Origin of the sequence: cf. Phormidesmis sp. LEGE 11477, assembly GCF_015207105.1 — a bacterium.
GTDB lineage: Bacteria > Cyanobacteriota > Cyanobacteriia > Phormidesmidales > Phormidesmidaceae > Phormidesmis.
Genome location: NZ_JADEXO010000059.1, coordinates 1 through 13682, shown reverse-complemented (window position 1 = coordinate 13682; position 13682 = coordinate 1). Strand labels below are relative to the sequence as shown.

General features: G+C 48.0%; 10 protein-coding genes and 1 pseudogene. 8 read left to right on the top strand and 3 right to left on the bottom strand.

Annotated elements, in window-relative coordinates; genetic code table 11:
• Nucleotides 1-274 precede the first annotated feature (274 nt).
• From IQ256_RS16595 to IQ256_RS16565, 7 genes are all read left to right on the top strand, one after another.
• The gene (locus IQ256_RS16595) at nucleotides 275-982 is read left to right on the top strand and encodes a response regulator transcription factor (RefSeq protein ID WP_193856664.1); all 708 of its coding nucleotides are present in this window, start codon (nucleotides 275-277) and stop codon (nucleotides 980-982) included.
• A 198-nt stretch (nucleotides 983-1180) separates the two neighbouring features.
• The gene (locus tag IQ256_RS16590; protein WP_193856663.1) at nucleotides 1181-2221 is read left to right on the top strand and encodes a YihY/virulence factor BrkB family protein; all 1041 of its coding nucleotides are present in this window, start codon (nucleotides 1181-1183) and stop codon (nucleotides 2219-2221) included.
• Between the two features lie 205 nt (nucleotides 2222-2426).
• Nucleotides 2427-5594 carry an MFS transporter gene (locus IQ256_RS16585; RefSeq protein ID WP_193856662.1) on the top strand — a complete coding sequence of 1056 codons (3168 nt, stop codon included), beginning with the start codon at nucleotides 2427-2429 and terminating at the stop codon, nucleotides 5592-5594.
• Between the two features lie 126 nt (nucleotides 5595-5720).
• Entirely contained in the window at nucleotides 5721-7058 is a 1338-nt protein-coding gene (locus IQ256_RS16580) for a sodium:proton antiporter (protein ID WP_193856661.1), read from the top strand.
• Between the two features lie 15 nt (nucleotides 7059-7073).
• The gene (locus tag IQ256_RS16575; protein WP_193856660.1) at nucleotides 7074-8243 is read left to right on the top strand and encodes a DNA topoisomerase IB; all 1170 of its coding nucleotides are present in this window, start codon (nucleotides 7074-7076) and stop codon (nucleotides 8241-8243) included.
• A 191-nt stretch (nucleotides 8244-8434) separates the two neighbouring features.
• Entirely contained in the window at nucleotides 8435-8617 is a 183-nt protein-coding gene (locus IQ256_RS16570; protein WP_193856659.1) for a hypothetical protein, read from the top strand.
• Between the two features lie 233 nt (nucleotides 8618-8850).
• Complete coding sequence (locus IQ256_RS16565; protein ID WP_193856658.1) at nucleotides 8851-9930, top strand: AI-2E family transporter; 1080 nt, start codon at nucleotides 8851-8853, stop codon at nucleotides 9928-9930.
• A gap of 23 nt (nucleotides 9931-9953) precedes the next feature.
• Here the strand turns inward: IQ256_RS16565 and IQ256_RS16560 are convergent, their stop codons facing one another.
• The 3 genes from IQ256_RS16560 to IQ256_RS16550 form a co-directional block, all read right to left on the bottom strand.
• Nucleotides 9954-11174 carry a beta-ketoacyl-ACP synthase gene (locus IQ256_RS16560; RefSeq protein WP_193856657.1) on the bottom strand — a complete coding sequence of 407 codons (1221 nt, stop codon included), beginning with the start codon at nucleotides 11172-11174 and terminating at the stop codon, nucleotides 9954-9956.
• Nucleotides 11175-11215: 41 nt separating this feature from the next.
• Nucleotides 11216-12007, bottom strand: a complete 792-nt coding sequence (locus tag IQ256_RS16555) for a peptidylprolyl isomerase (protein WP_193856656.1) — start codon at nucleotides 12005-12007, stop codon at nucleotides 11216-11218.
• Nucleotides 12008-12282: 275 nt separating this feature from the next.
• On the bottom strand, nucleotides 12283-12897 hold the full coding sequence (locus tag IQ256_RS16550; RefSeq protein ID WP_193856655.1) for a photosystem I assembly protein Ycf4: 615 nt from the start codon (nucleotides 12895-12897) through the stop codon (nucleotides 12283-12285).
• Nucleotides 12898-13516: 619 nt separating this feature from the next.
• Here IQ256_RS16550 and IQ256_RS16545 point away from each other — a divergent pair.
• A pseudogene (locus IQ256_RS16545) lies at nucleotides 13517-13682 on the top strand (photosystem II D2 protein (photosystem q(a) protein)); the annotation flags it as partial.

Genomic DNA, 13682 nt, shown 5'->3' with positions numbered 1-13682 from the left:
CTTTACAAAAAATTTTGAACGGCAGCCAGGAGCCGCTCGGTGCGCTGTGATCTAGCAGCCGTAGTCGCTAGATAAGAACAGCGATATGAGTACGCCTTTAGACATAAGCAACTGCTAACGCGGTCGATAGCGAGTCTCTCCCATGATAGATGGAGTCTCTACCACCGACTGAGATGCTAGATGTAATATTCATAATGACATCCCCATAAGATCCGTGCCAACTGCTAAAGAAAATACGGGTATAGATACGCGCAAGATACAAAGGCGAGAAATAATGACAGATGAGATTAGCGTCGCACTAGTGGAAGACCATGACTTGACGCGAATGGGATTAAGAGCCGCTTTTCGGCAGGCAGGACTGCGGTTCTTGGGCGAAGCAGACAGTGGCAAAAAAGGATTGAGCTTGATTGCTGAAATGAGACCTGATGTTGCAGTCGTGGACGTGGGTCTTCCTGATATCGATGGCATTGAGATGATACAGCGTCTCAAGAAGGAAAATCCTGATGTCAACACAAAGATATTAATGCTGACGATGCATGATAGCGAGAAGGCTGTGCTGGCCGCGTTTGCTGCTGGAGCAGATTCCTACTGCACCAAAGAAATTGACACAGGCGACTTAATTTCAGCTATTAAGGAAACGCAGTCCGGGAACTCATGGATTGATCCAACCATTGCTAGTCTAGTGCTTTCCCAGGTCAAGCCAGCTACGGCAGTAGGTGAAAGCTTTAATACCAAGACAGTAGAGATCCGTGCGGTCGACCCAGAATACGAGCAGATCATTGAGGCATACCCGCTTACCGAGCGTGAATTAGAAATCCTAGAGTGTATCGTATCGGGCTGTAGTAACGCGCAAATTGCTGAAAAGCTGTTTGTAACTGTAGGTACGGTCAAGACTCATGTTCGCAATATTTTAAACAAGCTAGGAGCGAGCGATCGCACCCAGGCTGCCGTTAGAGCGTTGCGTGCTGGCCTAATTAGCTAGACCTCACTTTATTTAGTAGCTGCGGCGGTATCGGCACTAGATACGTTAGGAAAGACATTTCATCGAGATGACACTTTGCGGTATGTAGCGCTTCGCTGATGTATTCTTGACCAGCTCTATCCATAGACAGTAGGGCAATAGAAAATGAATGTGGTTAACTACGCCATCAACGGTAAAGAGGATTGCGCGCAGTAGCTTATGAACCCTTCTATTCTTTGGTCTCTTCTAAAGCAAACGGTGGCGGAATGGCAGCGAGATAAAGTATCTAGGTTAGCTGCAGCGCTAGCCTACTACACAACGTTTGCTTTGGCCCCAATCTTGATTATTGCCATTGCGATCGCTAGCTTTTTGTTCGAGCAAAGTACGGTGCAATCTCGCATTCTAGAACAGATACAGTCGCTGCTAGGCGCGAATGCAGCTGGCGTAATCGAAGAAATGCTAACTAGTCGCTCGACCAACGATGGTGGGTTTTGGGCGACAATTGTTAGCGTAGGACTGCTAATAATAGGTGCTTCTGGCCTGTTTATTCAGTTGCAAGATGCGTTGAATACAGTGTGGAACGTTGTCGCTAAAAAGGACGAAGGAATTTGGGGATTGGTACGTGATCGCCTACTTTCGTTCGGCATAGTTCTAGCTATTGGCTTTTTGTTACTGGTCTCTTTGGTAGTTAGCGCAGGGCTATCGGCAGTCAGCGGTATGTTCAGCAGCTTGCTGCCCGGCTGGGATATTGCCTGGCAAATATTGAATGCCGCACTTTCTTTTGGGATCATTACGCTGCTGTTTGGCATGATCTACAAAGTGCTGCCCGATGTCAAAATTGCTTGGGGAGATGTCTGGACGGGCGCAGCGATTACGGCTTTACTCTTTACTATTGGAAAAGCGTTGATCGGTCTGTATATAGGTAATAGCAGCGTTGCTTCAGCCTATGGCGCTGCTGGGTCATTTGTAGTGCTGTTGCTCTGGATCTATTATTCCTCGCAGATACTGCTGTTTGGAGCTGAATTCACCCAAGTCTATGCCAATCGGTTTGGCTCTAACATTAGACCTGATAGTCACGCCGAGTTTGCCGCTGATGCAACAGGGAAAGAAAAGGGGAAAGCTACCGCCGATGATGAGTCAAAGCTACCACGGAACAGATCAGAATATAGGGCGATGAGACGTGGAAGAGAGATTAGACAGGGCGTCAGGGCACATGGAGCTAGGGTTAGATTTAGAAAGCGACAAAGCGAAGCGAATTAGAAGCTTTGTTTTTGGTCCGCTAGGTTTACCCGTATCGTTGAGATGTCATGCTCTTATGCCTTGTCTCCGTTTCTATGCCTAAAGGGTGAACCAGGTAATACCTATTTATTAACTTATTGTATTGCCTTACTTCTCATGAGAGAGGAAGAGTGTCTATAAAAAGGCGTTAATAGTTTAGTTCTGACAAAAAAGAAAAGGAGAAATTATGAGCTTTAGCGAGAGCCTTTTGCTAGCTAAAGATATCTGGCCGAAGGATATTTTTCATACGGTCAATTTTTTAGCCCAAACGTCCCCCGACGCTGTGGCCATACCCGTACCTGTAGAGGTACCTGCTGCACCTGTAATTGCAGGTCCACAATTTTTTATCGCTCTGCTGTCGGGCGTGATTCTAGCTTTCGGCTTTCAACTGCTGCTAACAAACCTTTCGATGGCTGCAGGGGTTTCCTATGTTGCACACTCTAGCAACTCTAGTAGCTCTAACGATTCTGGTAGCTCCAGTAGCTCTGGCGGTTCTGGGATTAAAAAAATTGGCATTGCCTTTGGTGCTTGGACACTGATTACGGTCTGCATCGCCCTGTTTTTTGCCTGCTGGCTGGCAATTAGTCTGACAGCCTACATTAATCCGCTGCTAGGTGCGATCACTGGCCTGGTGATTTGGGCGACTTATTTTACGCTACTGCTGTGGTTTAGCTCTACGGCGGTGGGGTCTTTGGTAGGCTCGATGGTCAAGTCTGCTACCAGCGGCTTTGGCACAATTATGGGTACGGCAACGGCGGCGCTGGGCGCTAAGTCGGCTAGTAACCAGGTTGTTCAGACTGCTGAGGCAGCAGCGGCAGCGATTCGTCGTGAGCTTGCAACTGGCCTAGACATTTCCGGTATTCAAGATACGCTACAAGACTATCTGTCTACGCTAAAGTCGGCTGAAGTTGACGTTAGCTCAGTGGAGCAAGAGTTTGAGCGATTGATCAAAGAGGCAGGGCTCTCGGGCATTGACCGCGATTCTTTGCCAACAGTCAACAAGAAAACGTTTGTCGATTTACTGAGCGATCGCACAGACCTTTCTAGAGAAGAAGCCAATCGCACTGCCGATCGCCTCTATCGTATTTGGCAAAAAAACACAGACAGCACTGAAGGTCTAAACGACCTTGTGAAAGTTGTCGCTACAGCAACGGGTGGTCAGCTAGCTTCAAAAGGTCTTGGCAAAGAGCTCAGCGCGCTAGTTAGTGAATTGCGTCAGCAAAACAAGAACAGTCAAGACAGTTCTGATCAAAAGCAAGACAGCGGCTCCTCTGCGATGCCCCACGTCATGTCTATGGGCATGAGCATGCTATCTAGCACCATCCTAGGAAAATCAGATCTTTCTGATATGGATGCCAGTAAGCTCATCAGCGAGATTAAAGCGGCAAAAGATAGAGTGTCTAGTGGGGGGAGTCTTCTACCTGCGCCTACGAAAGAAGCGTTACCTTTCTACGACACGTTAGTTCAAGCAGATGTCGAGAATTACATTCAGCACGCTTATATCGGTGAGCTGAAGTCACCTGAGCTAAATGAGTCTTTTCGCAACGTCATCTACGATGCAGAAGCGGAGCCTGCTGAAGTAAGAAAGCAGCTATCTAACTTAGGTCGCGATCTATTTTCTAAATGTCTGCAAGAACGTGGTCTGTTGACCCAAGGCGAGATCAGAGACATTGCGACTCGCATGGAGATAATCCGCCAAGCAGTTATCAAAGAAATTACAGCAGCTGAGGTAGCTGCGGCAGAGCAAAACTTTAGGCAGTACGTTGAGACTTTCTTCAAGTACACCCCGGCCAGTGAACTCACTTCTGAGATGGGCGACGAAGCCTTTCGCTCCATCATTGAATCTGAGAACCTAGACGCAGCGCACCTGCGCGAGACCCTCTCTCAATTCAACGCCGAATACTTCCGCCAGTTTTTAGTGACTAGGGATGATGTTCCTGCCCACGAACTTTCTGAGCACTATGAAAAGCTGCTAGAAAAGGTGATCGCCGACGCAGAAGGCGTAGATAAAGCTGCCAAGGTTCGCCTACAGCAGCAGCAGCAGTCGCTAGAAGACTATCTGCGTAACACTGGCAAAGACGAACTTAACCCTGACGGTATTAAGCGAGATATTCAGACCCTACTGAATGAGCCCAACGAAGGCGTTCGCCGCGTCCGCAGCCGCCTATCTAGCATGAATAGAGACACACTAGTCGCTCTGCTCAAACAGCGCCCTGAGTTCGCAGAAGATGAGATCGACTATGTACTTGATACAGTTGAATCCGCTTGGCGCTCAGTTGTAAACGCACCGCAAAAGCTAAACGCTAAGTCGCAGCAGCAGTCGGATGAAGCAGATAACGCGATCACGACCTACCTACGCAATACAGGCAAGCCAGAGCTAAGCCCTGAGGGCATCAAGCGCGATCTGCAGAAGCTGATGAACCATCCTAAAGCTGGTGCGCGTGCTATTCGCTATCGCCTCTCTAAGATGGATCGCGATACCCTAGTGCAGCTATTAAACCAGCGAGATGACTTGAGTGAGCAAGAGATCAATCAAACTATTGATAGCTTGTTAAACAACATCCAGAATATTATCAAGTCGCCTCGTCGTCTAGCTCGCCGGACACAGGGTGGTGCTAAATCTAAAGCCCTCTCTTTCCAAGGTGCATTAGAAGACTACTTGACGAATACAAACAAAGACGAGCTACATCCAGAAGGCATCAAGCGCGATCTGAAGCTACTGCTGAATGATCCTAAGTTAGGTGCTAGCAAACTAGGCGATCGCATCAATCAAATGGATGATTCGACCATGGTGGCACTGCTAGCGCAAAGGCCCGATATGACCCAGGCCGAAGCCGAAGCTGCTGTCGGACGGATCGTCAAGGTTCGCCATCAGATCAAAGATCAAATTCGCAGCGTTCAAAGCGCTATACAGTCTACGATTGACAGCATCTTTGCTCGCATCCGTACGTTCCTGCAGTCTCTAGATCGCCCAGAGTTAGACTACTACAGCATCAAGCGAGACGTACGGGCAATCATGGACGATCCGCAGTCTGGATTCGACGTGGTGCGAGGCCGTCTCTCTCAGTTCGATCGCGATACGCTAGTAGCGCTAGTCAGTGCTAACAACCGTGTGTCGAAGTCAGATGCTAATCGAGTAATCGACCAAATTGAATCTACTAGAGACGGTGTCTTGAGAAAGGCAGAAGAAATTGAACGTCAATTCGAGAGTCGGATCAACAGCATCAAAGCTCAGACTCAGCAGCAGATGGAAGATACTAAAGCAGCGGCAGAAGCCGCCGCGTGGTGGCTATTTGGCACAGCGCTACTGTCAGCGATTGTGGCTGCCCTAGGTGGATTTCTCGCAGTTGCTTAAACCATAGGCTTATTTGCTATTGTCTAGCCGCCATCGTCTAGTTATTAGAGCGCCCGTTTGCTGATGTCTTTGATGTTCAGTAAGCGGGCACTTTCTATCTCCCCTGTCACTTCCACCGCTACCACCATGGATCCAAAAATAATCTTGTATATCACCTTTGGTCTTTCTCTTTTGGGGTTGACATGGTTGCCTAACTTGAAAGGTGCGCGTTTTATCAGTGTGCCACTGCTCTATTTTTTTCTAGCGGCGCTATTGTTCAGTCAGGTCGCGAACTTACCGCTACTCGATCCGATTGGAGATAAAACTCACGCTGTAATTACGGAATATATTACTGAGCTGATTGTTATTATTTCCCTGGCAGGGGCAGGGTTAGCAATTGATCGTAAGTTTCGGCTATCTACCTGGCAATCGGCTTTGCGGCTGCTGTGTGTCTCAATGCCTATCTGTATTGCAGGTGCGGCCTTTCTAGGTCATTGGATCTTTGGACTATCGCTAGCAGATGCCATTTTGCTAGGTGCTTGTTTGGCACCGACTGACCCGGTTATGGCCCATAGCGTACAGGTAGGCCCGCCGAACAAAGGCGGTGAAGATCCCGCTAGATTTAGTCTAACGGCAGAGGCTGGGCTCAACGACGGCCTAGCCTTTCCTTTTGTCTATCTGGCATTAGGCACAGCCGAGCACCAAGGAAAATTAGGTGGCTGGCTATTGAACTGGACTGCGTACGACCTTATCTATCGAGTGGCGATGGGTACGGCTGTAGGGATAGTTGTGGGTTTAGTACTGTCGCACTATGCCTTTCGTGTCTCGGACGAAACTGTACGCGAAGAAACGAGGGAAGGTCTGTTTGTCGTCTCTGCTATTTTCCTATCTTATGGATTAGCAGAAGCCGTTAGTGGCTACGGTTTTCTGGCGGTCTTTGCAGCGGCGGTCGCCTCTCGGCAGAATGTGGAAAGATTTCATGAGTACCATTCCAAGCCCTATCAGTTTGCGACCCAGCTAGAGCGAATTTTTGCTGGGCTGTTGTTGCTGGCACTAGGGGGGTTTGTTGCAACCGCTGATCTAGAACTGCTTACTTGGTCAAACTTTTTGTTTGCTGGACTGTTTATGCTGGTGGTGAGACCTTTGTCAGGGCGGCTTTCTCTGCTAGGTTTAAAGCTATCTAATCTAGAGAGGAATGCGATCGCATTCCTAGGTATTCGAGGCTTCGGCTCTTTCTATTATCTAGCCTACGCTCAGAATAATGGTAGCTTCGACAATATCGCTATGTTGTGGAGCATCGTGACGTTGACAGTAATACTATCTTTCTTCTTGCACGACAATACAGCGACGATTGCTATGAGAAAAATCGATCGGCAAGGACATCAGAATAAAGAAGAACACGAAGACAAACAGAAAGATCCTGAACAAAGTCGGCTACTTCTAAAAACAAATAAAAAACGACTATCTAGCAGACATAATCTATAGACCCGGTTATATCTAATGGCGGCTTCTCAGCGCTCTTCAGACCAGCTTTCCCCTATCAATTTATATAAAAATGCGGAAAAGTCTGCAAGAATTGCGGGTCTTCGCTACGTCAGCGATCAGCAGCCAGGCATTCGCCGTCAGCGCTGGGGCCGAGGCTTCAGCTATATCGATATCGACGGTACTCGTATTCAAGAACCTAAGCAAAAAACGTATTTCAAGCAGCTAGCCATTCCACCGAGCTGGGAGAATGTTTGGATCTGCTGCGACCAGAATGGTCATTTGCTAGTTACTGGTCGAGATTTGAAAGGCCGCAAGCAATATCGATACCATCCAGAATGGATTTCGCTGCGAGAACAGCTTAAGTTTGACCGGCTGATTCCCTTTACAGAAGCTCTCCCTGTATTAAGAAAAACAGTTCAATCCGAGATTGAGCAAGCAGTTAGCACTATTCAAAACGCTAAACAAAAAGATCGGACGAAATCTATGCTCGACAAGTCGACAGTTATCGCTGCAACTGTCCAGCTATTAGACAGTACATTTATTCGTATAGGAAATACGCAGTATGCTCAAGCCAACAAATCCTACGGACTGACTACGCTCAAGAACAAACACGTTGATATTTCTAGTGCCGATATTGATTTGCACTACATCGGCAAAAGCGGCGTTTCAAGAGAGATCCATTTGCAAGATGCGACGTTAGCCAAGCTAGTTAAACGCTGTGCGGAAATTCCAGGGCAGACACTGTTTCAATATTTTGATGAGGAAAGCCATAAGCAGTCTGTAGATTCTGGCGACATCAATGAGTATTTGCAGATTGTGATGAATGGCCCTTTTAGTGCAAAAGATTTTAGAACTTGGGGTGGAACCGTAGCAGCAACAACGGCGCTGTTAGAAAAAGAGCGAGCGAGGAACAAAGAGACAGATAAGCAGACATCAGTCAAATCAAAGAAGAATAGAATAGCTTCAGATATCGTAGAAGCGGTTAAGGTAGCAGCAAAACAACTAGGTAACCGGCCTGCGACCTGTCGCAAGTACTACATTCATCCCGCTATATTCAAGACCTATGAGGCAAAAGGACTAGCCCAAGCAATCGACCGCTATCCGATTGAAGAAGACAGTCTAGCCAGTTTTCTAGACATAGAAGAAAGAAATACCCTATCTGTCTTAAGAGCGAATCAGCTGTAAAAGAATCTATCTTTTGTCATGCTCAATTAGCGCTTGCTTGCAACCGTTGACGGATAAACATATGGTCATGGTCACTTAGCATGAATGGTATAGCAGTTTACAGCTTCGATTTAGCCTAGTCTCCATAGCTTAGGAACGCTGATTGAAACTGTCAAAGTAGCTAACTCAAGCAAATTATAGAGGATACACCCATGTCTACTTCTGAGAAAGGTAAAGATCTAGATACTAGCGATAAGCAGACTCCGCTAGAAGGCAAAACACGTACCACAGGCCAAGGCTCTAATACTGAAACTCGCGATGGCGCACAACCGGAAGCACCTGGGAACGATGGTACTGTTCCTGGCAGTCCTAACCAAGGGACTGAAGCTCGCTAAAGGACTAGCGATCACACCTTTCTAGTCCAAAGTAATTGGATGGCAGATGGTCAGCATTTGCCATCCAACTTTGTATCTTTATATGTTTTAAGCTTTGCCGGTTTTAAGCTATGTGAATGCTAAATGATCTTGATCACGAGTATACAATTTCTTTAAGTATGCGATCGATCTCTACAGGTGCCTACAAGTACATAGACACACATACTGACCATGCAAATCGAAGGTAATCACCAGTGAAATTTGGCAGTTTAGTTGGACTCGTCGCCCTGCTGTTGGGCCTCTATTTGCTGTGGTCGATTCGCTTGGTAGTGCTGCTAGCCTTCACCGCTATCACGTTGGCGACCGTACTAAATAGAGTTGTTAGATCACTTGTTGGCAAACGGCTGAAGAGGAACTTCGCAATTGTATTAACGCTTGTTGCTTTAACCTTTGTTCTAATTGCTATTTTTGCTGTGGTTGCGCCTCCTTTTGCTAACCAGGTCAATCAGTGGCTAGATCAAGCTCCGCTTGAAGTGGCGCAGATTAGCCTTTGGCTAAATAGAATCGACGATCGCATTCCTATCGAACTCGCCGAACAGTTGCAAAAGCTGGATACATTTATCCAAGATATCCCTTTAATTGCTAGAAGCGTATTCAACAACGCCTTTCTCCTCTTTAGAGGGACGTTGGCTGTTCTATTTAACGTGCTGCTGGTGCTGGTGATTACCATCATGCTTTTGGTAAATCCAAAAGCCTACCGCAATGCGTTTGTCTTGTTATTTCCCCAATTCTATCGCTACCGAATTGTCGAGATACTAGACCACTGCGAGCGGTCTCTGGTGGGATGGGGAACAGGCATCTTGTTCAACATCGTGGTGATTACGATTCTAAGTTTTTCTGGCTTGGCTATTATCGGTGTCCCCTTGCCGATCGGTAATGCTTTTCTAGCTGGACTGCTGACTTTTATTCCAAACATAGGTCCAGTACTTAGTGTAATTCCACCTGCTATTCTCGGTCTGTTAGAAGCCCCTTGGAAGGGAGCCGCTGTAGTTGCGCTGTATATAATCATTCAACAGGTTGAGAGCAACTTTTTGACACCAATGGTGATGAAGCGACAGGTTTCTCTATTGCCTGTGATCGCACTTACCTCTCAGCTAGTCTGCGGTGTTCTCTTCGGCTTTCTAGGACTGTTTCTAGCTCTACCGCTGACAGTCATTGGTCAGGTGTGGCTACAAGAGCTAGTGGTCAAAGACATCATGAATAACTGGAAGCGGAAAACACCGATTGGCAGAAGGATTGCAACAGCTCAAAAGCCTTCGATCCCAACGGAGTAGGTCGCCTTCGATCAGCTTTTCTCTTAATCGTTAGCCGCTGATGCCAAAGCTAACACCGCGTTCTGGCCCCCAAATCCAAAGCTGAAGCACAAAAGATTTCGTAGCACTGTCGGCTGTCCACTTTGAACAAAATCTAGGTCAAAAGCTGCCTGACTTAGCCCTACGCATGGGATAGCTTCTTGCCGCCATAAGCTAACTAGTCCTAGCACCGTAATTACTGCGCCAGAAGCGCCCAAAGTATGACCTGTCGCTCCTTTGCTCGACATCACTGGCAACGGCTTGCTATTTCTTTTTGCCATCAGGTTTTGAATTAACGCCGCCTCCATCCGATCGTTTTGCACTGTGCTTGTCCCATGCGTATGCACTGCATCAATTTCTTCTGGCCAGAGCTGACTTTGCTCTAGGCACCGCTGTACCGCGCGCTTTCCCATTTCATAGCTTGGATCAAACGAGCTGATGTGATGGCTGTCGTTCGTCATGCCAGCGCCCAGCACCTTGCCGTAGATTCGCGCCCCTCGCGCTGCTGCTACGTCGGCTGATTCCAACACCATTAGTGCCCCGCCTTCTCCTAGTACAAACCCCTCACGCGCTGTGTCAAAAGGATAACAGCCTGTTGGCGCTAGCGCCCCCATCTTGCGAAACCCTGCAACCGTTAGCGGCGTAATAGGGGCTTCGACAGCGCCAGCAACTACCCGCTGACACTGTCCGCTACGAATTAGATTTGCCGCCTGTGCCACAGCCCATATCCCTGTCGCACAAGCTGCCATCGGCGCTAGTAGCGGTCCGGTTGCGCCAATGGCGTTAGCCGCGTTTAGAGCAGGGCTGTGTGCCAAAGCCTCTAGCCAGTTTCCGGCTAGCTGCCCTGGAAACTCTCGCTGATAAGCAGCCATCAGCTCCAACACCTGTAGAGAGCTGCGGCTAGAGCCAATGACCACACCGCAATCTTTCGAGACTGATTCTGAGGCTGATTCTAAGGTTGATTCCGAGCGCGATCGCCAAACTTCCTCAGTGGCCAATCCAGCATCATGCCAGGCTTGCTGAGCCAACTGTCGTACCATCTTTGTCAAGGATGCGGGCCTTTTTCCTATCATGGCCAACGGCCCAGGTGCTAGATCAACAAAAGGCTGGCGAAGCGCGATCGCACTTTCACCAGCCATGAGTCTTGTCCAATTTTCTGATGCTGAATTACCTAGCGCCGTCGTTAAACTAATGCCAGTCACCACAACTTCTTTAGCGGTAGCCACTCACGCTCAATCCCAACTAAGCTCTACTGTTCTAGCTGGCGCTACTGGGCTGCTGTCTCTGGCAACACCAAATTCTCTGCTCCAGAGGTGATGCGTACAGAGCTAATGACATCGCCAACTTGAATGTCATCGACCAGATCCATGCCATCGGTGACATAGCCAAACACCGCGTAGCTACCATCTAGAAAAGCTACATCGGCCAGCGTGATATAAAACTGCGCTGAGGCTGTGTTTACGCGTGAACGAGCCATAGCGATCGCACCTCGTTTGTGGTCTAGCACAGGAGATGCTTCAACCTGCGCCTCTGGGAGCGTTTGGCCGTACACGATCTCATCCGAGTCAGCAGGCAAAATCTCTAGCGGAATCGTCCGCTCTTGACCTGTGGCTGGATCGATATAGCCGCCTGTCCCTAGCCGACTAGTCGGTACATTAGGATCAACGCTTTGGGGATCGCCACCTTGAACCACAAAAGGTTGAGGCGATTGGACTACCCGATGGAATACAGTGCCGTCGTATACACCTTTTTCGGCTAGATCAACAAAATTGCCCGCCGTGATCGGAGCTTTCTCACCATCTAGCTCTACTGTGATCGTGCGGCTGCCAACTTGAATCTCTGCTGTCGCTTTACCGTTCAGCACAGGCAGTCCTTCTATCAGATCATCTGTAGTTACTGCTAGCTCAGCAGCTACGACCGGGACCTCTTGAGCAGCTTCTTGAGCGGTAGGCTCTTCCGCTACCGGAGCTTCTGTGGTCGGTGTTGTGCAGCTAACGATTAGCAGTGCGATCACTACTAGCACAGACCATCTGCTAGCGAATCCAAATTTCAATTTCATTTGATACATGCTCCCAAAAAAACCCGCTTCTGTACTCTTCCCTTTTTCTATCCAGTCCAACTGTCCTAGAGATCTATTTACAAAGTCTCCCCTGAAGAAATCTACCACTAGGCGCTCCCAACAAAAGCGCAGTCATCTTGTCATAAGCTGTTACTAGGTTCAAGCCGCTAAAGCGCTCAATATCCAGAACGCTTATGATTCAAGCGCTATCATTTCCCCAGCTAAAGACATACTGACCCAGGCAGACGGAACGAGAAATAGAGAGAATCAATCCCTTATAGACCTTCTAAAGGCACCTGCAAAAAGCGTGCTAGTTCGGCACCTTGGTTCTCTAAATCTGAGAGCGAAATCGGCTGACCCACTCGGGTGATCGGAATATCACCTTTGCCTTTTATTTTTAGATATAGCGCTCGTTTGGGGCTCAACCCTTCCTGTATATCAGCGCGTACCGCTAGGACATCCTTTAGCGGATAGCGCAAGTCAATCTGGCGGTTCTTTCCTGGAAAGCCATATCGAAAAATCCGGGCCTCACCGATCTGTTTATCAAACTCGTTGTAGCCACCACCTACGTCCCAAGCGACGATCAAACATAGATACAGGCATAGCAACAGCGCCGCTATGCCATAGAAACCCATCGCAATTCCTTGAGGAATAAACACTAGCTGGGCTGGCAAGTCAGAAAACGGCAGCAAGTTAGTGTGCAAATAGCTAGAGACGCCCGACAGAAAAAAGCCAACCCCTCCAATCGCTGTAACACCCGCCCAAAAATAGTTGCTAGGTCTACGCGATCCCAAAATTTCCTTACGTAAAACAGGCTCTCCGACCGAGCGATCTTTGGACGAGGCTTTATTTGGATTCGCAGAATCAGTAGGGCTTTTAGAAACAGTCATATCAAAAGGGCCAATCGAACGAGGTGGTTACACAGTCATGAGCCGGACTTGTTAAATAATATCGGTTTAGCCGAGCTTGTGTTGATGAGTGCGCCCGTAAAAATATTCGCAAGAAAGAAATTTACCAAACATTAAGAATTCAATTCTTCCAGCGGTTGAGATGCACAGGCATAGGGTCGCCTAAGAGAAATGGCTTTTCTTTAAGGGTTCAAGGGCTTAACCAGGATTAAATAATCGTCCCAACAAGGACATGATCGCACTAAAAACTTCTCCTGATACTGATTGTTTTTGTCTAAAAGCGGCCTAGGAGAAACTGAGAATTAACATTGCGGATTGTAAAAGTTTGGATCATTCCTTATGATAAGTACATGCCAAAATCCTTTGGGGTGGTGAACTTTAGCCACCTAGACATAGATTGACTGGGAGAATCCATCCATGGATGATCTGCTGGCTCAGTCTGTTGGTATCCAGCGCGTTTTGAGTATGCGATCGCCTATTCAACGTGCTTTTGTCCTGTGCTCTCAAGCTTAGGAGCTACCTTAGGTAGGGTGGTCTCGCAAAAGTTACAGAGCAAAGGACTTAATGCCATATTAAGAGCCATATTGAGAGGATTGATTAAATGACCATAGCAATGGGCCAAGCGCCCGCAGCCAGGGGGCGGTTTGACGTCCTCGACGACTGGCTAAAGCGCGACCGATTCGTTTTTGTAGGCTGGTCCGGTTTGCTTCTGTTCCCCTGCGCCTTCATGGCCATCGGCGGATGGATGACCGGTACCACCTTCGTCA